The following is a 19,991-nucleotide window of genomic DNA, read 5'->3' as shown; positions in this document are numbered from 1 at the left end:
TAATAAAAGATAATTTGAGTTAAGCGAAGTTGATTTTGCTTAAATCAAAGATTTTTAATCTTTTATATAAAATATAGTAGGGAGGAATCCAGCTAGATTCTTTTCTTGAAGGAATGTATTCCTTAATTTCTGAATCGTAAGATAGAGCTACAGAAATAAATGCAACTGACTGGATTTTTTTAAGGATATTATTCTTGACTTCTTGAGTTTCCCTTTTTTCGGAAGTATTCTCTATTATAGAACAATAATTAGAAAAGTTATTTGCAGTCTTTATAGGATTTAGCGGTTTAGTTGTCGCGATTTCTAAAGAAGATTCTACATTGTTTCGCATTGAACAAGGTGCTGTTAACAACAAAAATGCCATTACAAGAATGATAAATGATTTTATTGGATTAACAACTTCTCTATTCATTTTAACTTATTTCAAAAATATAATTGTGGATTGTGATGGTTTGATTCGTTAATTTTCAAAAGTATCAAATAGGATAATGGTTCGCAAGGAAGTAATCAAATTTTAAGAATTCATTACCAATTGAAGTATCTGTTCTTACTTCTATATTTATTTCAAGAAATCAAAAATTTACATTCTCCTAGTTTATAGTTTTTGAATTATCACTTTTCAATTACAACATCAATACTCAATTTCTACTCCTCTTAAATGTTCTTAAATTTTAATAAATTCACATTAACTGACCAATCTTTTCATAAAATTGACTTTTAAACTTATATGCCTTACATGGTAAAAAAAATGCTATTTAGATCATCATTACTAAAATTTTCTTGCAAATTATTTCGGCAATTTCTTTATTCTTATAACATTCATGATCTTCATTGAGAAACAATTGTAAGTCTTGATTCATTTTTTGAACCCACATATTATCAGGTTTGAAACTATCATTCTCGCCATAAAATAATTCTACTTTTGTTAACGGCTTTTCAGTTTCGTAGCGCAATCTCGTAGACGATACCGCGATTAAGTTGTCAATTTTAAGACTAGATAATCCTGCTTTCCATGCAATAGTTCCGCCAATACTAAATCCTAAAACGGAGACGTTTTCTTTCTCTTTTAGAATTAAATTTGCAACTGCTTTTTCAATTCCGCCATTGATAAACTGATTATGTAAACTTTCTGAAGTATAACTAATATTATTAACAGCCCCCAACTCACAACTGTCATAATACTTTAATTCAAAATGATGCTCCAAAATGGAGGTGTAATGAATGATCCATTCTGATTTTTCTCTACCCCATAAATCAGATATCAGTAAAAGTTTTTGTTTTGACATAATTTATGGTGTTAATACTGAATTATAATCTCAGATAAATACTTCGAGATTTATAATGCTATTTTCTCTGCATTTTCTAATTTCTCAATCAGCGCAGATTTAATTATTGTGAACGCGTAATCTTTTGCCTCAGCGAATGAAACATCATACTTGCGCTCAATATTTTGTAATTCAGCAGGAAAGGAGGTAAGTATCTTGTTGTAATAATCGTCTAAAATTTCTTTTGAAGGCATTTCAAAATTGATTCGCAATTGAAATCTTCGCATTAAAGCAATGTCAATAATTTCGGGATGATTAGTAGCACAAATTAGTAGCGCATTTTTTGGAAAATAATCAATTAGTTGGATAATAGTATTCACTAAACGTCTCATTTCACCAACGTCCTTATCGTCATTTCCTCTAGCTTTTCCTATCTGGTCAAACTCGTCTAAGAACAGAACTGCATTATCTCTTCCAGCTTTGTCAAATACTTGTTTGATGTTTTGTGAAGTCTCACCAATTCTGGAACAAACTACATTACTTAAGTTTAATGTCAAAATAGGTTTTCCTATTGCATTAGCAATTGCCTTTGCGGTCGTTGTTTTACCGCAACCCGAATTTCCTTGAAGCAAAATTTTATTGTTGACTGGCAAGCCAAATTTAGTCAGTTCGTCAACATATTTGTGTTCCTTGATCAGTTGATGGATACTTTTTTGGTTGTACTGATTTAGAAAAACATCGTCCAATGAAACAATTTCTTTATCAGTGATGAGAAGGTTGTGTAACTCCATTTTTGTAGTTGTGTATTTTGGCTACGAAATTAAGCAATAATAATATGTAGACCTATATAATTATGTTTTGCGGATTTTATTTATCTGCGAGATTGATAGATTAATTTCTGACAATTATTCTTTTATCAAAATTTAAAAGATGTCATAAAAAAAGCTAAATCCATGAAGCTTTAGTACTTCTTAGATTTAGCTTAAAATAATTTATATTTAATACTCTTTGATTTTTATAATATCTTAAAATATTGCGTTTTAAAACAAATCATTTAGTTAGTTTTTGTATCCACTTTGTAATTTCGTCTAAAGCAACAGGCGCAAATGTTTGTTCTATTTTATCGTATTCTGTAGGTGATCCTGTGGTACTTTCCTGGAATAAATGGTTTAAATTCGGAAATTCAATTGTAGTCACATTTTTATTACCACCTTTGATCAATGCATTTTTTATTGCAGTTAAGTTTTCTTTCGGCGGAACTTGCAAATCTTTTTCTCCATTGACTGCTAAAACTGGGCATTTTACTTTTTCTAACACTGCTTGTGGGTTATATTTTAGAAAATATTGCATCCATGGACTTGTTATTACACTTACTCGCAAGCTTATATATTGCTCTTTTGTCATTCCTTGCGGAATTTCTTTATCGCTATTATCTTTAATAAGTTCGTTGAGACGATTTCTTAATTCTGACTTTAATTTTTCATCATTGTTAGATTGCACAACCATTTCAAGAAGCTTTGCGTTACCCTCAACTGATTTTTTTATTTCCATTTCTGGTGCTCCGTTTGCTTTAGCGATTAATTCTTGCTGAAGTAATACTATTTTGTCACCTTGAATTCCAGTTCCAGCTAACAGCACTATAAAGCTAATATCTTTAGATTTTGCAGCAACCATTGGAGCAATTATACCACCTTCACTATGACCCATCAGCCCAATTTTCTTTGGGTTAATTTCTTTTCTAGTTTTTAAATAGGCAACAGCACTTTCTGCATCAGTTGCAAAATCTGCGGATGTTGCCGTTTCAAAATTACCAGTGGATTTTCGAAAACCTCTGTCATCATATCGTAGCACTGCAATTCCATTTTTTGTTAAATAATCAGAAATCACTAAAAACGGTTTGTGTCCTAATAATTCTCCATCTCTATTTTGTGCTCCACTACCTGATATCAAAATTACGACTGGATAATTACCATCTTTTTTAGGGAGTGTTAACGTTCCTGCTAAACTAATATTCGCTTTTGCATTTGGAAAAATGACATCTTCTGAATAATAAGAATAAGGTTTTGTTGGTTCCTGAGATCTTTTTACGACTTCTTTTTCGATCGCTTTTCTGGAGAGATTCATTGGAAATTCTTGGCCAGCTTGCTTAAAGGATCCAACAATTTCATCGTTGTTTAGCTCTCCATTGTATTCAATCATTGCATTTGAAACTTCAAATTTTATTTTTGAGTTTTCAAATGTAGTTTTGGTTACAGGAATACCTTTTGCGCCTTGATCAGGACTATCCATCGTAGAGCTAAGCGCAGTTCCAGATTTAGTTACATTAAAAACGAGTCGAAGTTGTGTTCCTTGAACTTTTAAAACGCCGTACCATTGTCCTGTAACATCTTGAGCAGACATCGTCACTGAAACGAATAAAATAAGTAATATTACTAAAAATTTTTGCATTATAATTTGTGTTTAACCGTGTTTTAATATTTTGCTGATTGGCCTTCTTTAGGTAATGAATTTTTGATAAATTCTCTTATATCTTCATTTGCGGTTTCCAAATCGTTTTTTCTCAAATACATCATGTGTCCACTTCTATATCCTTTCCAACTCATTCTATCTTTTAACTTTCCGCTAGGGTCCATTTGCCACATATTATACTTGGCATTAAAATAATCGCAAGCACCATCGTAATAGCCAGACTGTACCATAACGTTCAGATAAGGATTTTGCGCCATTGCTTGGCGTAAATTTTCACCTGTAGCATCATTAGATCTATCCCACGGATTAACTGGACCAAACATATTGTATTTGAAATCAGTTTTATAATTTAAATTATTTCGAAGATATAAATTGATCGCAGGAGTGAATGAATGTAACCATGAAGTTAATTCAGCATTAAAGTCCGGTCGGTCTCCAGCGTCTTTTTTATCAATTCCTTTATAGCGAGAATCTAATCTTCCCACAGTGAATCCCTCATCTCTAAGTAATTCTTTCCAAAAAGAATTTAATGGTAGATCTAAATTATTTTGCAGAATTACTTTCTCTGAAATTCCAGAATAGCGTGCGATCTTAGCAGCTATTTCTTTTCTTTTTTGTTCTTCTAATGAACTTCCTTTACTCAAAGAAGGCAACAGTTCATTCATGGTGAACTCCTCTACTTCTGGAAGCATTGCAGTTAAATCTTTACTTTGTAAATCTGAACTTAGTTTATTATGAAACCATGCTGTAGCAGCAAAATAAGGTAGTTTAAGAGCCGCTTCTGTAGCAACGCCTCGCGTAATTCCTAAATCTGTAGGAGAAACTAAAATTACTCCGTTAAGATACATCCATTCGCTGTTTTGCAATTCTAACGCAAGTCCAGAAACACGAGTTGTTCCATAGCTTTCACCAATTAAATATTTTGGAGAAGCCCAGCGATTCGTACGAGTTACAAATCCGCTAATCCAATCCGCTAAGTATTTAATATCAGCATTGGTTCCAAAAAATTTTGCTTTCGGAATATCTTTACTGGTTGCTCTTGAATAAGCAGTATTCACCGGATTTACAAAAACAATATCAGCAACATCTAATATTGAATATGGATTTTCTTTTATGCTATAAGGTTGCAAAGGATATCCTTCATCATCGATATTTATTAAACTCGGACCCGTATAAGCGATTTGCATCCAAACTGAAGCAGAACCAGGTCCGCCGTTGAAGGAAATTACCAATGGTCTCGAAGCGCGATCTTTAACATTGGAACGCTCGTAATAAGTATAAAATAATCCCGCTATAGCTTTGCCTTCTTCGTCCCAAACTGGCATCGTTCCCGTTGTTGCCTTATACGCAATTTTTTGTCCTTTAATAGTAGTGCTGTGCTCAGTAACTACATTTTGGTCGGGGTTGAAAACCAAATTTGAGGCAGAATCAGTTTCTTTATTTATCTCTTTTTTATCCTTTGTTTCTTGCGCATTAGTATGATTGACAAAGCCTGATAATAATAGTATTAGTAAAATTTTTTTCATGAAATAGTTGGTCTAGATTAGTTCATTATTTTTAATAGGATACTAAAGTATTGTTTTTAAAAATAATAACAAAAAAGAACAGAAATCTAATTCATAAATTGTAATCATTTAGATTGTTCTATGAAGAATAAATAAGTGTTGTAGCAACTTGTTTTAATTTATAATATGTATTTTTAGAGAAATAATGAAAAGATGATAGCTATTACAATTGATAAAGCAGAAGTTTCTAAAATATACAAATCAATTGATAAGTACACGCACAAAGGTATTCAAGGTCATGCATTGTTAATTGGCGGTAGCTATGGAAAAATAGGATCGATCTGTTTATCTTCGAAAGCTGCTTTAAAAACGGGTTGCGGCTTAGTTACTGCATTTATTCCCAAATGTGGTTATGACATTGTACAAATTTCCATCCCGGAAGTGATGGTTTTAACAGATGAAAAAGATGAATTGATTTCGAATATAAATTTTGAAATTATTCCACAAGCAATAGGAATCGGACCAGGAATAGGGCAGGAGCTGCCGACTCAAAAAGCCTTTAATGAATTTCTAAAAACTAATATAAGTCCAGTAGTCATTGATGCTGATGCTCTAAATATTCTGTCACTAAACAAATCGTGGTTGAAGTTATTGCACCCAAAAACGATTCTTACTCCTCATCCAAAAGAGCTAGAAAGACTTATTGGAAAGTGGAGTTCTGATGATGAGAAAATGGAAAAAGTAATTGCTTTTTCTAAAGAATATGATTTGGTAATAGTAATGAAAGGAGCTCCGACTCATATTATTGATGGCGGAATAGTTTATCAAAACAGCACAGGAAATGCTGCTTTAGCTACAGCGGGAAGTGGTGATGTTTTGACTGGAATGATTACGAGTTTACTGGCACAATCATACGAACCTATTAACGCTGCGATTCTTGGAGTTTATCTTCACGGTTTGACAGCTGACATCGCCTTACCAACAACTGGTTATCAATCTTTTATTGCTTCGGATATCATTGAGAACATTGGTAAAGCCCATCTCACATTAGGAAATTAATTTAAAGGACAATAACTGCCATAATAATAAGAGTAGTTATTTGTAAGTTTGCAAAAGCGGTTAAAACGCTAATAAAGTTAGAATATGGAAAATAAACCCCATCTAAGAAACGTAAATGTTACTCGATATATAATTCCTTTGCGAGAAGGTGGATCTTTACCTGCTTTGGCGGAAGCAGATGACGACTTTAAATATGTTCTAAAATTTAAAGGAGCAGGACATGGTGTAAAAGCATTAATTGCCGAATTAATAGGTGGAGAAATAGCCCGAGTTTTAAATCTAAAAATGCCAGAACTTGTTTTTGCAAATCTTGATGAAGCTTTTGGACGAACAGAAGCTGATGAGGAAATTCAAGATCTTTTGCAAGGAAGTCAAGGGCTTAATTTAGCGATGCATTATTTATCGGGAGCTATAAATTATGATCCTGTTGTAACAGTTGTCGATGTAAAATTAGCTTCGCAAATAGTCTGGCTAGATGCTTATATTACAAATGTAGATCGAACTTTTAGAAATACAAATATGTTAATGTGGCATAAAGAATTATGGCTTATCGATCATGGTGCTTGTTTGTATTTTCACCATTCTTGGAACAATTGGGAAAAACATGCTATTAGTCCTTTTACCTTAATTAAAGATCACGTTTTGCTACCACAAGCCTCTGTTTTAGATGAAGTTGATGTATCTTTTAAAACTATTTTATCTCCGGCTGTGCTACAATCTATTGTTGATTTGATTCCCGAAGAATGGTTGATTTGGGAAGATAGTGAAGAATCTCCTGAAGCGCTTCGTGAAGTCTATCTTCAGTTTTTGTTAATCCGATTGAATCACTCCGAAATTTTTATAAACGAAGCTCAAAATGCAAGAAAAAAACTTATATGAGTACGCGGTAATCCGTGTTGTACCAAGGGTAGAGCGCGAAGAATTCCTCAACGTAGGTATTATGGTTTTTTGTAAAAGAGCTAAATTTGTTAAAATGCTTTTCGCAATTGATGAAGCTAAAATGCAATTATTCGCAAGCGATTTAGATTTGGAGCAACTGCAGCTAAACTTAGAATCATTTCAAAAAATTGCGCATGGAGCTAAAAACGGCGGACCTATTGCTCAATTTGAGCTTTCAGAACGATTTCGTTGGCTTACAGCTTTACGAAGTTCTGCGATTCAAACATCAAGACCACATTCTGGTTTTAGCAGTAATTTAGACGAAACAGCGGAACGTTTATTTGAGGAAATGGTATTATAAATGATTTTATCGATTTCGGTTCAAATGCTTTGCAAGTTGTGCGCCCATACTATAACAAGATTGCAGTAAATATCCGCCAGTAGGAGCATCCCAATCGAGCATTTCTCCAACGCAAAAGTGATTTTTGATTTTATTTAATTCGAAATTTTTGTCAACTTCGGTTAACGAAACACCACCCGTTGTTGATATAGCATCTTCAATAGGAGAGCTGCCAATAATCTCGATAGCCAAGTTCTTAATATTCTTTGCTAATAAATCAGGATTTAAATACGTTTCTTTTGAAAGATATTTTTTTAAAAGTCCAATTTGCGCAGTAGTTAATTTTAATTCTTTTTGCAGTGATTCACTAGTCTTTTTAAAAGTAGAATTTCTAATTTTAAACGATATTGCTTCCTGATTTAATGTAGGTTTTAGATCTAAGTAAATAGTGGCTTTATTATCTTTTCTAAATTCTTCCCGAATTTGTGGACTCAACGCATAAATAGCATTTCCTTCTAAACCAAATCGAGTAATTACAGCTTCCCCTTTTTGCTTTTTATTCAAACAACTAACTGCTATGTTTTTAAGCGGAGTTCCTTCATGCTCATTAATAAAATCATGCGGCCAATCGACTTGGAAAGCACAATTTGAAGCTTGGAATGGAACTATCACAATATCTTTCAAATTGAAAAAATCAATCCATAATCCATCAGATCCTGTTACTTTCCAACTCGAACCACCCAAAGCAAAAATCGCGTAATCTGATTTAATTTCGATATTCTCATTGAAAATAAGAGCTTCATCCTCTCCCCAACTTGTCCAATTATGATTGTTTTTAATAACTACGCCGTTTTTTTCAAGAATCATTAAAATAGCGTTCAAAACGGAAATGGGTTTTATACCTTTTTCGGGATATACTCTTTTACTACTTCCAATGTAAGTTGGAATACCAATGCTTCCCATCCAATCTCTTAAATTTTGATTATCAAAATTTCGTAATGATTCTTCAAGGAAATTGGGTGGTGTGTAGCGATTGATTAGTTCATCAATTGGTTCAGAATGTGTCAGATTAAAACCTCCTTTTCCGGCCACTAGAAATTTTCTACCAAGTGTTTTATTTTTTTCATAGATCGTAACTTTGAATTTTTCACAATCAAGTAAAGCAGCGAGAATAAGTGCTGTTGATCCTCCCCCAATAATTGAAACTGATTTTTTCACAGTGCAAAAGTAATATTTAAAAGAAGTAAAAGTACTATCAAGAAGTAAAGTAGCAAGTGCGTTTTATTTTGAGCATCACCGAAAATCAGAAAAAAATATTTATAAACTCGTTTCAATTCTGCTTTGCAATGGGACTCTTTGTTAGATCTCTACTTTTTGGATAAAAAAACAAAGCATGCCTTCGCTATCTAATCAGCTATCTATCACGAAATAAAATCGAAGTTAATTTTTAAAAATTTCTTTTTCTAGTACGATAAATTCTAATTGAGTATCTGAGATAGGAATGTGTACATCACTAGCAGGAAAAGGTTCTCGCAATCCCGTATCTTCATAGCCGTTACGTTTGTACCACAAAATAAGCTCCTCTCGAACTGAAATTACGGTCATTATAATTTTTGGTAAATCTAATACAGCAGCGTAAATTTCTGCTTGTTGCAACATTTTTTTTCCAACACCGCTATTTTGTAATTCTGGGGAAACTGTCAGCATTCCTAAATAGAGTTGCTTTTCTTTTTGAACCAATAATACACAACCTATAATCTTACTATTTTCGGTAAATTTCAAAATTTTATTTTGTGGATGCGCGATAATTTCTGTTAGTTCTTGTTCAGTCGTTCTAAGTCCTTCCAAAAGGTTTGCTTCAGTTGTCCATCCTTTTTTTGAAGACTCTCCGCGATACGCTGAATTTATTAAATTGTTTAATTCTAAAGCGTCTTCTAGAACTGCAGTTGTGATCATTTGAATTAGGAATTTAGGTCAATAAGTCTCCAAAGATAAAAAAAGAATGCATAATTTAGCACCCATTAATCTCAGCTTTATCGTGAAATTTTCTACTATTTAGACAAATAATCGAATTACAGATTAATAAATAAAAAGGAACATTTAAAGAAACTCTGTAAAAATCAAGATGTTCCAATACGGAATTTGTTTTTTTTGTAAAAAACTCCTCTTCTTGTGAGTCATTCTTGCTTGTTTTTAGTACTTTGGCTTTAAATAACTTCGATGTTAAATTAGATTATTATGAAATATAGAGTAGCAACTTCGTCATTAAATCTTACCGATTTTCCTCCGACGATGGATAATTCTACCATTTTAGCAAATATCCCTTACAGACATACTGTTAAATTAATTGACAATACGCATGCAGATTGGTGGAAAGTGAAGCTTTTAAATACGGATAAAGAAGGTTTTGTTTGTTCGAAAGATTTAGAACTTCTCGACGAAACGCTACACAAAGGTTCTGATATTGAAATTCCTAATTTCGAAGCAAGTCCCAGATCAAGTTTGTATACTAAGGAAGAAACATATAAACCTATAGGCAATCCAGATATTCCTTTCAGAGACTTAACAAGTGTAGAATCTAAAAAGACTTCGATCAAAAAAATTATCGATACTTTAGACGTTGAAAAAAGTTTTAGATACGAGAAAGATGAAGCAGATACGTATTGCAATGTTTACACATTTGACTTTTGTTTCTTTGCAAGAGTTTATATTCCTAGATTAAGATGGACAGATAAGGCAATCGAAGAATTAGAAAAAGGTAATGAAGTACAGCTTATTTTTAATGAAACTGTAAGACCTTTCTACTCCAATTATCTTTATGACTGGTTTTTAGAATCATCCAAGGATTTTGGTTGGGAACAAATGTCAGATGTAGATGAATTACAGAAGAAAGTAAATGAAAATGGTGGAGTGGGAGTCATAGCCGCTAGACGTTTTATAATGCATAAGTCAGGTCATGTAGTAGTTGTAGTTCCTGAAACAGAAACAGAAAAAGCATTTAGAGTTGATGGAAAGGTGATTTATCCTTTACAGTCTCAAGCGGGATATGATAACTATAATTATTTCTCGGAAGTGAGAAAAGACTGGTGGGCGAATCCTGATCCCGAAAAAGGATATTCATCAGCGATTTTTTACTATCACGAATAAGAAATAGCGTAAAATAAAAAAAGACTTTTTAAAGGTACCATCCTTTAAAAAGTCTTTTTTTTATAAACCTTATTCGAACTGAATATTAAGACAGTACAGCGTCCTTCTTAATAAGTAACGAACTGCAGAAACCATTTTCATAATATTTAGCATAGAAGCTAGCGTAGATCTGATTATAGATTTCTATTGGATCTGTTGAATGTATATTTATAACTAACATTTCTTCGATAATAGAAATAAAGTCAGCAGGAACAACAGTTTCTTTACCGTGAACAATTGATTCAAATGTGAAATTATTCCATTCTAAATTACAGATTGGATTTTCAATCTCGTGTAACAAGGAGTGATCCATAATGAATACAAGAAATTGTAGTACTTCTTTTAAATGTTTTTCTTCGAAATAGTCAAACATTCTAAATTCAATACCGTGATTTTTATGCTTGTGAAAATTGATATCAAGTCCAATTTTATCGATTTGTTCGTAATCTGAAATTTGTGAATATCGATTTACCCACCACATTGGATTATCATGCATAGGATGTGCTGTGAAATCCATTTGTACAATCTTACCAGTTTTCATAACTTCGGTATCATAAGTACCTATTCCTATGTATCTAGACATCGCACATCTCTGTGAAGCCTTAGTCAGATTGACAGTGGAATCATTATGAGAAAGATAGTCAGATGAGCCAAATTTGATCATAAATAGCGGACTCAACCACTGAAATAATCTAATGGTGCGCTGGTGTTTTTTAATAAAATCTATTTTGTCTTTAATTTCACCTGCAGTATTTAATTCTGTTGGAATGGTCAAATTAAAATGATACGTCATGTTGTTAAAAACCGAATAATTATCATTATTTGATACAAATATTGCAAAAGGATGATTTTGCGAACAAATTTTTATTTTTCCAAACTGAGGAAAAATATTTTCTTGTTTCATACCATTTTGTAAATTAGTAGTAAACTCATTCTTAATTTTAGCCAACTCTGCTATGACGCTATCAACGTCTTTTTTGTAAAAATCTTGGGTTACAAATTCAATAGTATCACCATCAAAAATGAATTTTTTCTGAAGTTCGTCAACAAAATAGCTGTTATTTTTTTGTAGTTTATCAAAGATACTTTCTCCTGAATATTCTGGATTCGGTTCTTTATCGATAGGATCTAAAGTTTCATGCTCATTATTAACATCAGTCTTAGTAAACGAATGCGAATTCATTAAAACAGGAATGTGGTACTCTTTATCAGTTAAGATTTTTAATAAAGAATTTTCAAATACATTTTCTTTATAATTCTTAAAATGATTGATACTGTACTTCTCATGCAGACCTTTGGTTAGCAAAAAATCCTTATCCACCGTACGGTGTTTTTCAAACTCTAAATAACATTCATTCTCAATACCAACTCCCCAATAAAAATCGTTCGATTTGTACTGATTAATGTATTCTTTATGTTTGTCCAATAATTCAATTTCAAAACTAACATCATTCATGCTATGATTCGTCATAAACTTTTTTCTCCTTTTTTTAAATAAATTATGTTGATATGGGAAGCTACTTTATCAGGTAGTTTTTTTAAAGCATTGCGAGTCTCTCTGATTTTTTAAAAGTCAAAAAGAATATTAATACTTAAGTTTTGTTTTTTTGTGAGGATAAATTGTTTTTTCTATTATTAAAAGATAGGAACGCAAACAACTTATATTTTGCAAAAGTAGTTAAAATTTAGGTCTAAATCAATCAGGATTTTGAAATTATTTTCCAGAGTAATTTTGCACCTATTTTCTTCACTAAATTTTTGATTTCAAAAGATATTTGCGAGAAGTAATTACTTGAAGATGTTGCGGTAGCAGTTTTACGGATTCTCTTGTCATAGGAGCACATATCATAGATTTTATGAGACAATTAACTCTCGCTATTCGCTGTATCTTTCTGCTTGAACAACAAGCATAAAGGATGCCGCTGCTATCAAGGCTAAATTACCTGTTTTTTCTATATAATTAGTATAGCAAAGAGCGTTGATATTATTGTTGGTTAAATAGATTATTTAATAGATGATAAAAATTAATCCTCATTACATTTTTACTTTCCGTAAAAATGTAATGAGGACTATAACTTTAAAATATAATAGAAATTTTAGTGTATTAAAAACTCTTTCAAATCTTGATAGGTTTTAATTTTTACGCTTACTTTTTCTTTATTTAAAACGCTTTCTATCTGGCTTGGTATAGGTAGTTTTATATTTAAAGCAGGTTCTACGGTATCTAAAAACTTGATAGGGTGAGCAGTTTCTAAGAAAATCCCAATTGCATCTTCATGATTCGCTAATTCTTTTTTCAATCCTAGATAACCAACAGCTCCGTGAGGCTCTGCAATATAACCACTTGTCTTATAAATCGCTTTCATCGCCTCAAGAGTTTCTTCATCAGAAAATGTGTAGGATGAAAAATCTTTCTCGAACTTTTCTAAGTCGTTATGATACATTTCTTGAATTCGGATAAAATTACTTGGATTCCCCACGTCCATCGCGTTTGATATAGTTGCTTTAGAAGCTCTTGGCTCATAAATTCCATTCTCTAAAAATCTTGGTACAGTATCATTTATGTTAGTAGAGGCTACAAAATGCTCTATTGGTAATCCTAATTTTTTAGCAATAATTCCAGCACAGATATTTCCAAAATTTCCACTTGGACATGAGAAAATTAATGGTTTGTTGTGTTTTTTCAGTTCTTTGTACGCCAAGAAGAAATAAAACATTTGTGGCAACCAGCGCGCGATATTAATTGAATTCGCCGAAGTTAAATTTTTGTCCTTTAAATTTGAATCTAAAAATGCTTTTTTGACCATATCTTGACAATCATCAAAAACACCGTCTACTTCAAGAGCAGTTATGTTTTGACCTAACGTAGTTAATTGTCTTTCTTGTATATCGCTTACTTTTCCAGAAGGATATAAAATTATTACTTCAACACCTTTCACACCAAGAAATCCACTTGCTACAGCGCCACCAGTATCTCCTGATGTAGCAACCAAAACCGTGTTTTTACTTTCCTTATTATCTTTATTAAAATATCCTAAACATCTAGACATAAATCGTGCGCCAACATCCTTAAAAGCCATTGTTGGTCCATGAAATAATTCGAGAGAATAAATATCTTTTTCGACTTCAACCACTGGAAAATCAAAACATAAGGTGTCTGCAATAATTTCTTTTAAAATAGTGGTAGGAATTTCATCGCCTACAAATTGCGCGATAGCCTCAAATGATATTTCCTCGTTGCTTAAATTTTCGATAGTTTCAAAAAAATCAGCATTTATTGGTGTTATTGTTTCCGGAAAATATAAACCTTTGTCGGACGCTAATCCTTGTATTACCGCCTCTTGAAACGAGACTTTAGGCGCGTTATGGTTTAAACTGTAGTATTTCATTGTGATTTTTATTGCGGATTATAGATTTTTGATTTTTTAGTAAACTCGTTACATCTGGAATCAAAAATTTTTAATCAAAATTCTTAAATTATTTTATTCTTAAAATGTACTTTAGATAAGAGATTGAAGATTTGTAATTTTTGGTAACGAAGTTATATCTGAAATCAAAAATTGTTAATTAAAAATCTTAAATTATAATTTTCACTCCTTCATCATTTACTTTCGACACATGAATTTCATAAGGTAAATTCATATTTTCATAAACCTCACTCATCGCTTTTGCAATTTTTTCTGCAGTTGCTGCACCTTTGCTTAAAGCAAATATAGATGGTCCAGATCCTGAGATTCCAGATCCTAATGCGCCGTTATCAATAGCGGTTTGCTTAATTAAGTCAAACCCGGGAATCAAAACGCTTCGTAAAGGTTCTACAATTTCGTCGTGAAGTGATCTACCAATCAAATCATAATCTTTAGTATACAATCCTGCGATTAACCCACCTAGATTTCCCCATTGTACAATGGCGCTTTTCAGCGATACATTTTGCTTTAATACCGAACGTGCATCGGAAGTTTTTAATTCAATTTGTGGATGTACCACTGTTGCGTACAATTCAGATGGACTTTCTATCTTAATTATATCTAGTGGATTGTAACTTCTTACTAACGTAAAACCACCTAAAAGAGCAGGAGCAACGTTATCAGCATGCGCATTTCCACTAGCAAGCTTTTCACCTTGCATGGCAAACAATACCAATTCTTTTCTTGTAAAAGGTCTACCAAGTAATTCGTTTATTCCAAAAACAGCTCCCGCCGAACTAGCAGCACTACTTCCAATTCCACTTCCGGCTTTAATGTTCTTATAAATTTCGATTTCGAATCCAAATTCACTTTCTAAATTTTCAAGCATGGCTAAAGCTGCAACACCTGCTACATTTTTTTCTGTTTCTAGCGGTAAATCGGCGCCAACTATTTTAGTAATTCGAACTCCTTTTACATCTGATTTTCGAATAATCATTTCGTCACCCGCAGTTTCTAAGCAAAGTCCCAGCACATCAAATCCACACGAAAGATTTGCGATAGTTGCGGGACAAAATATTTTTATTTCATTCATGATATTATTAAATCTTGTAGTCTAAAGTTTTTTTGTCTTTTGGTGTTTTACCTTTTACTGATAAGACAAAAACTGTTTACTTTCAACTAATTAATTATTCCCAATTCTGATCACATCTGCAAAAATTCCAGATGCAGTAACCGCCGCTCCTGCACCAGCTCCTTTAATTAATAAAGGTTGGTCCACATAACGATCCGTGAAGAATAATACGATATTATCTTTTCCTTCTAAATTGTAAAATGGATGATCTTTAGGGATGAATCTTAAACCAACATTCGCTTTTCCATTTTCGAATTGTGCTACATATTTCAATCTTGAATCTTTGCTTAAAGCTTCTTTATAAATATTTTCAAAATGAGAAGCATGATCTTTCAATGAGTTGAAAAAGGCTTCGTTTGATGTTGTTTCAAGACATTCTGCTGGCATAAAAGATTCATTTGTAATCTCTTCGATTTCCATTTGGTAACCGCTTTCACGAATCAAAATTAATATCTTTCTAGCAACGTCAATTCCACTCAAATCGATTTTAGGATCTGGCTCTGTAAATCCTTGTACTCCAGCTTCTTTTACAACATCATGAAAAGTATTTTCTTCATTGAAGTTATTGAAAATAAAGTTCAAGCTTCCGGATAATACCGCTTGAATTTTATGGACTTTGTCACCAGAAGCAACTAGATTTTTCACTGTATCAATTATTGGCAATCCAGCTCCAACATTAGTTTCAAATAAAAATGGGGCATTGAATTTTTGTGATAAGTTTTTAAGCTTTTTATAATTATTATATTCAGATGCACAAGCTATTTTATTACAAGTGACAACTGCAATATTGCGTTTTAAATAATGTTCATACGTTTTAGAAATACTTTCGTTAGCTGTGATATCCACAAAAATACTGTTGCGTAAATTCAGATCTTTTACTGCTGAGATAAAATTTTCTTGATCGGCAGTTTCTCCATTTTGCAGCAACGATTGCCATTCATTTAAGTCTATTCCTTCCTCATCAAAATGCATCTTTCTAGAGTTTGAAATTGCCACCACACGCACATTTATTTTAAGATTTTCTTTCAGATAATTATTTTGTTTGTGGATTTGCTCGATGAATTTTTCACCTACATTACCAACACCCATTACAAATAAGTTAAGCTGTTTTGTGTTCTCTTCAAAGAAATTTTCGTGCAACGTATTCAAAGCTTTTTTGACATCTCTTTCATTTATAACTGCAGAAATATTTCTCTCGGATGCACCTTGAGCAATTGCTCTGATATTTACGTTATTTTTCCCTAAAGTGCTAAACATTCTTCCGCTCAAACCTTGATGGTTTTTCATGTTTTCACCAACTAATGCGATGATGCATAGATTTCTTTCTACAATGCATGGATCGATTTTGTTTTGTGAAATTTCAACTTCAAAAGCTTTATTAATAACTTCTTGCGCTAAATCTGCATCAGAATTTAAAATTCCAATACAAATAGAATGTTCAGAAGAAGCTTGTGTAATGAATATTACATTAATTTCTTGGTATGACAAAACTTCAAAAAGCCTTTTAGAAGAACCTGTAACGCCAATCATTCCAGGGCCTTCTAGTGTAATTAAAGTAATATTATCGATATGGCTTATTCCTTTCACAGGATTTTTATAAGTCATTTCTTGATTCGAAATATAAGTACCTTCTGCGTCTGGCTCGAATGTGTTTTTAATAAGAATGGGAATATTTTTTCTTAAGACAGGCTGAATGGTTGGTGGATATAACACTTTAGCACCAAAATGCGATAACTCCATTGCCTCTTGGTAGGAAATAAAAGCGATTGGCTGTGCTTGTTTCACTACTTTTGGATTTGCAGTATACATTCCGTTTACGTCAGTCCAGATTTCGAGCTGATTTGCATTTAATGCACCTGCCATAATAGCTGCAGAGTAGTCAGATCCACCGCGTCCAAGAGTTGTGTTGATCCCATCAAGCGATGCTGCTATGAATCCGGGTAGTACAACGACTTGATTTTCGTTCGATTCAAAATAATCAATTATCAGCTGATTTGAAATTTCAAAATTAACTGCTGCTTTTCCAAAATGACTGTTTGTTTTTATCAACTCGCGGCTATCTTTGTAGCCACTATTTTTTAGATTTTGCTTTAGCGCCTCTGCGATTATATAAGAAGATAATAATTCACCAAAACTCAGGATAGTATCTGCAGTTCTTAGTGATAACTCACCCAGAAGATAGCAGCCATCTAATAAAGTTTCAAGGTGATTGATAATTCTTTTGATATGACTTAATAAGCTACTCTGTTCGCTTATAGGAATTAATTCTTTTATCGCCTCTAGATGTTTTTTCTCTATTTCTATGAGAATTTCTTTAAAACTCTCATCTCCTGCAGCAGCTTTTCTTGAAGCTAATTGTAAAAGGTCAGTAACTTTACTAAAAGCAGAAACTACAACAATTAATTTTTCGTCTTTTGCCGAATTAACGACTATGTCTATAACCAGTTTAATATTTTGCGCATTCGCAACGGAAGATCCTCCAAATTTTAATACTTTCATGTCAAGCTTTTATTTTTTTGACTTTGTCTCTTCGTTATTAAATAGACAAAGTCAGTGGGTATTTTGATTTTAGAAATTATATTTTTTACAACCCCAAGAGCTATCTTCTTTCGAAAAAAAAGATATAATGAACAGGATTATATGAAGAAAATTTACCCCAAAGGGGTAGTTGTAGTTGTTGTAGTAAATGTAGCAGCAGTTGCAACCCAAATTTGAGTTGATATCGGAGATTGATATGTAATGCTGTTGTTTGTCATTTTGATATTACAAAACTACCCTTTTTTATAAAAGCAGAAAACTTTCCAATCGTTTTTACGAATAGCGTAGAATATGAAGTGCTATTCGTTCTTAATTATAGATTCTGTAATTTATAAACATTGCTTTTTAACTATTCGTAGAAATAAGAACCATACAAAATTATTCGATACTAATTTTTGATGATTATTTATGTTTTATATTCTCACTTTGATAAATTTTATCGTTATTGTTTCCAATTTACTTTAAACTATCAATAAATAAAATTACTATTGAAGTAGTAGGAATGTAGTGTTGTAAATTTGGTTCGAGAGGATGCTATTGTTGCACAGAATTCATAATTTGGTTTTGTTTAACTGCATTTTTTAAATTATTGTCAATATGTGTTGTGTAATACTAAAGATTTACTCAATTTTACCTTTTAAACACGATCAAAATGGACAATACGCATTATATTAGTACTGAATTACTTAGCTTGGAATCTTTAGAGGAAATTATATCACATCATAAAGAATTATCTTTGTCTGAAGAGGCAAAAATAAATATTCAAAAATGCCGAGACTATTTAGACAAAAAAATGGCTTCACAATCTGATGCTATTTACGGTATTAATACAGGTTTTGGTTCGCTTTGTAACGTGAAAATATCGAACGAGAACTTATCTAAACTCCAAGAAAATCTTGTCAAATCACATTCATGTGGCACAGGTGAAGAAGTTCCAAGTCATATTGTAAAACTGATGTTATTGTTGAAAATTCAGTCTTTAAGTTACGGACACTCCGGAATTCAATTACAAACAGTAGAACGTTTAATTGCTTTCTATAATAATGATATTTTACCTGTAATTTATACGCAAGGATCTCTAGGAGCATCTGGTGACTTAGCACCTTTAGCGCATTTGTCATTACCATTACTTGGTGAAGGTGAAGTGTATTATGAAGGGAAAAAAGTTCACACTAGTGTGGTAATGAAAGCATTTAATTGGGAACCAATAATGCTACAGTCAAAAGAAGGATTAGCATTGTTAAACGGAACACAATTTATGAGCGCTTATGGAGCTCACATTTTAATGAAAGTTAGCAAATTTTCTTATTTAGCTGATTTAATAGGAACAATTTCTCTAGAAGGTTTTGACGGTAGAATAGAACCTTTCCATGAGCTAATCCATTTTATAAGACCTCATAAAGGACAGATTGTAACTGCAAAGCGCATTAAAGGTTTTCTTGAAGGAAGTGAAATTATAGGGCAAACAAAAGCACATGTTCAAGATCCATATTCTTTTAGATGTATGCCACAAGTACACGGAGCATCAAAAGATGCCATTGAATATGTCAAAAAAGTGTTTAAAACTGAAATAAATTCTGTTACAGATAATCCAAATATATTTATTGAAAGTGACCAAATTATATCTGGTGGAAATTTCCACGGACAACCTTTGGCTTTAGCCTTAGATTTTATGGCCATTGCCTTAGCTGAATTAGGAAGTATTTCGGAGAGAAGAACCTATCAATTGATATCAGGAACTAGAAATCTTCCTGCGTTTTTAGTTGATAATCCCGGTTTAAACTCTGGTTTGATGATTCCACAATATACCGCAGCAAGTATAGCAAGTCAAAATAAACAATTAGCAACACCAGCAAGCATTGATAGCATTGTTTCTAGTAATGGACAGGAAGATCACGTAAGCATGGGAGCAAATGCGGCAACAAAGGCGCTGCGCGTTTTAGATAATTTAGAGCGAATTTTAGCAATTGAATTGATGAATGCCTCTCAAGCGATAGAATATCGACGTCCTTTACAGTCAAGTGATTTTATAGAAATGTTTTTGAGTGCGTATCGTGAAGAGGTCCCTTTTATTAAAGAAGACAGAATTTTACACTATGATATTGAAAAGACGGTTAATTTTTTAAATACTTTTCAGATCGAAACTGATTTGTTAATATTAACTTAACATTAAAAGTCAAGAATGCAGTAATTTTGTCGCACTAAATTAAA

16 protein-coding genes are annotated in these 19,991 nt (G+C 32.4%); 5 read left to right on the top strand and 11 right to left on the bottom strand.

Annotated elements, in window-relative coordinates:
* Positions 1-19: 19 nt before the first annotated feature.
* The 5 genes from BC961_RS08880 to BC961_RS08860 form a co-directional block, all read right to left on the bottom strand.
* A complete protein-coding gene (locus BC961_RS08880) occupies positions 20-412 on the bottom strand; it encodes a hypothetical protein (RefSeq protein ID WP_121925487.1) in 393 nt (130 codons plus the stop codon).
* 343 nt (positions 413-755) lie between these two features.
* Entirely contained in the window at positions 756-1,286 is a 531-nt protein-coding gene (locus tag BC961_RS08875) for an alpha/beta hydrolase (RefSeq protein ID WP_121925486.1), read from the bottom strand.
* A 50-nt stretch (positions 1,287-1,336) separates the two neighbouring features.
* Complete coding sequence (locus BC961_RS08870) at positions 1,337-2,056, bottom strand: AAA family ATPase (RefSeq protein ID WP_121925485.1); 720 nt, start codon at positions 2,054-2,056, stop codon at positions 1,337-1,339.
* Positions 2,057-2,315: 259 nt separating this feature from the next.
* On the bottom strand, positions 2,316-3,713 hold the full coding sequence (locus BC961_RS08865) for an alpha/beta hydrolase family protein (protein ID WP_121925484.1): 1,398 nt from the start codon (positions 3,711-3,713) through the stop codon (positions 2,316-2,318).
* A gap of 23 nt (positions 3,714-3,736) precedes the next feature.
* On the bottom strand, positions 3,737-5,260 hold the full coding sequence (locus BC961_RS08860) for a S10 family peptidase (RefSeq protein ID WP_121925483.1): 1,524 nt from the start codon (positions 5,258-5,260) through the stop codon (positions 3,737-3,739).
* Positions 5,261-5,452: 192 nt separating this feature from the next.
* Here BC961_RS08860 and BC961_RS08855 point away from each other — a divergent pair, with 192 nt between their 5' ends.
* From BC961_RS08855 to BC961_RS08845, 3 genes are all read left to right on the top strand, one after another.
* Positions 5,453-6,298, top strand: coding sequence for an NAD(P)H-hydrate dehydratase (locus BC961_RS08855; RefSeq protein WP_121925482.1), 846 nt, complete (start codon positions 5,453-5,455; stop codon positions 6,296-6,298).
* A gap of 84 nt (positions 6,299-6,382) precedes the next feature.
* Positions 6,383-7,177, top strand: a complete 795-nt coding sequence (locus BC961_RS08850; RefSeq protein WP_121925481.1) for a HipA family kinase — start codon at positions 6,383-6,385, stop codon at positions 7,175-7,177.
* The gene (locus BC961_RS08845; protein ID WP_121925480.1) at positions 7,155-7,538 is read left to right on the top strand and encodes a DUF3037 domain-containing protein; all 384 of its coding nucleotides are present in this window, start codon (positions 7,155-7,157) and stop codon (positions 7,536-7,538) included. The genes BC961_RS08850 and BC961_RS08845 overlap by 23 nt, the downstream gene beginning before the upstream one ends.
* Before the next feature lie 6 nt (positions 7,539-7,544).
* On the opposite strand, the gene BC961_RS08840 is transcribed toward BC961_RS08845, so the two are convergent.
* Both BC961_RS08840 and BC961_RS08835 read right to left on the bottom strand, forming a co-directional pair.
* On the bottom strand, positions 7,545-8,735 hold the full coding sequence (locus BC961_RS08840; RefSeq protein WP_121925479.1) for a BaiN/RdsA family NAD(P)/FAD-dependent oxidoreductase: 1,191 nt from the start codon (positions 8,733-8,735) through the stop codon (positions 7,545-7,547).
* 222 nt (positions 8,736-8,957) lie between these two features.
* A complete protein-coding gene (locus BC961_RS08835) occupies positions 8,958-9,473 on the bottom strand; it encodes a GNAT family N-acetyltransferase (protein WP_121925478.1) in 516 nt (171 codons plus the stop codon).
* Between the two features lie 282 nt (positions 9,474-9,755).
* Here BC961_RS08835 and BC961_RS08830 point away from each other — a divergent pair, with 282 nt between their 5' ends.
* Positions 9,756-10,664 (top strand): SH3 domain-containing protein, encoded by a 909-nt coding sequence (locus BC961_RS08830; RefSeq protein WP_121925477.1) that lies wholly within the window; start codon positions 9,756-9,758, stop codon positions 10,662-10,664.
* Positions 10,665-10,749: 85 nt separating this feature from the next.
* On the opposite strand, the gene BC961_RS08825 is transcribed toward BC961_RS08830, so the two are convergent.
* From BC961_RS08825 to thrA, 4 genes are all read right to left on the bottom strand, one after another.
* Positions 10,750-12,174 (bottom strand): hypothetical protein, encoded by a 1,425-nt coding sequence (locus BC961_RS08825; RefSeq protein ID WP_147440538.1) that lies wholly within the window; start codon positions 12,172-12,174, stop codon positions 10,750-10,752.
* Between the two features lie 625 nt (positions 12,175-12,799).
* On the bottom strand, positions 12,800-14,092 hold the full coding sequence (thrC, locus tag BC961_RS08820; protein WP_121925475.1) for a threonine synthase: 1,293 nt from the start codon (positions 14,090-14,092) through the stop codon (positions 12,800-12,802).
* Between the two features lie 187 nt (positions 14,093-14,279).
* Positions 14,280-15,203, bottom strand: a complete 924-nt coding sequence (locus BC961_RS08815) for a homoserine kinase (RefSeq protein WP_121925474.1) — start codon at positions 15,201-15,203, stop codon at positions 14,280-14,282.
* A 90-nt stretch (positions 15,204-15,293) separates the two neighbouring features.
* Positions 15,294-17,741 carry a bifunctional aspartate kinase/homoserine dehydrogenase I gene (gene thrA / locus BC961_RS08810; protein WP_121925473.1) on the bottom strand — a complete coding sequence of 816 codons (2,448 nt, stop codon included), beginning with the start codon at positions 17,739-17,741 and terminating at the stop codon, positions 15,294-15,296.
* A gap of 691 nt (positions 17,742-18,432) precedes the next feature.
* Here thrA and hutH point away from each other — a divergent pair.
* Positions 18,433-19,947: a histidine ammonia-lyase gene (hutH, locus tag BC961_RS08805; protein ID WP_121925472.1), complete on the top strand. Its 1,515-nt coding sequence runs from the start codon at positions 18,433-18,435 to the stop codon at positions 19,945-19,947.
* The last annotated feature ends 44 nt before the right edge of the window (positions 19,948-19,991 follow it).

This window comes from Flavobacterium weaverense (assembly GCF_003688495.1).
GTDB classification, from domain to species: Bacteria; Bacteroidota; Bacteroidia; order Flavobacteriales; family Flavobacteriaceae; genus Flavobacterium; species Flavobacterium weaverense.
The sequence above is the reverse complement of the archived record's forward strand: the minus strand, read 5'-3'. Positions and strand labels throughout refer to the sequence as shown.

Coding starts and splice junctions, on each gene's coding strand:
- BC961_RS08880 (WP_121925487.1), bottom strand. CDS start 412: ATGAATAGAGAAGTTGTTAATCCAATAAAATCATTTATCATTCTTGTA.
- BC961_RS08875 (WP_121925486.1), bottom strand. CDS start 1,286: ATGTCAAAACAAAAACTTTTACTGATATCTGATTTATGGGGTAGAGAA.
- BC961_RS08870 (WP_121925485.1), bottom strand. CDS start 2,056: ATGGAGTTACACAACCTTCTCATCACTGATAAAGAAATTGTTTCATTG.
- BC961_RS08865 (WP_121925484.1), bottom strand. CDS start 3,713: ATGCAAAAATTTTTAGTAATATTACTTATTTTATTCGTTTCAGTGACG.
- BC961_RS08860 (WP_121925483.1), bottom strand. CDS start 5,260: ATGAAAAAAATTTTACTAATACTATTATTATCAGGCTTTGTCAATCAT.
- BC961_RS08855 (WP_121925482.1), top strand. CDS start 5,453: ATGATAGCTATTACAATTGATAAAGCAGAAGTTTCTAAAATATACAAA.
- BC961_RS08850 (WP_121925481.1), top strand. CDS start 6,383: ATGGAAAATAAACCCCATCTAAGAAACGTAAATGTTACTCGATATATA.
- BC961_RS08845 (WP_121925480.1), top strand. CDS start 7,155: ATGCAAGAAAAAAACTTATATGAGTACGCGGTAATCCGTGTTGTACCA.
- BC961_RS08835 (WP_121925478.1), bottom strand. CDS start 9,473: ATGATCACAACTGCAGTTCTAGAAGACGCTTTAGAATTAAACAATTTA.
- BC961_RS08830 (WP_121925477.1), top strand. CDS start 9,756: ATGAAATATAGAGTAGCAACTTCGTCATTAAATCTTACCGATTTTCCT.
- BC961_RS08825 (WP_147440538.1), bottom strand. CDS start 12,174: ATGACGAATCATAGCATGAATGATGTTAGTTTTGAAATTGAATTATTG.
- thrC (WP_121925475.1), bottom strand. CDS start 14,092: ATGAAATACTACAGTTTAAACCATAACGCGCCTAAAGTCTCGTTTCAA.
- BC961_RS08815 (WP_121925474.1), bottom strand. CDS start 15,203: ATGAATGAAATAAAAATATTTTGTCCCGCAACTATCGCAAATCTTTCG.
- thrA (WP_121925473.1), bottom strand. CDS start 17,741: ATGAAAGTATTAAAATTTGGAGGATCTTCCGTTGCGAATGCGCAAAAT.
- hutH (WP_121925472.1), top strand. CDS start 18,433: ATGGACAATACGCATTATATTAGTACTGAATTACTTAGCTTGGAATCT.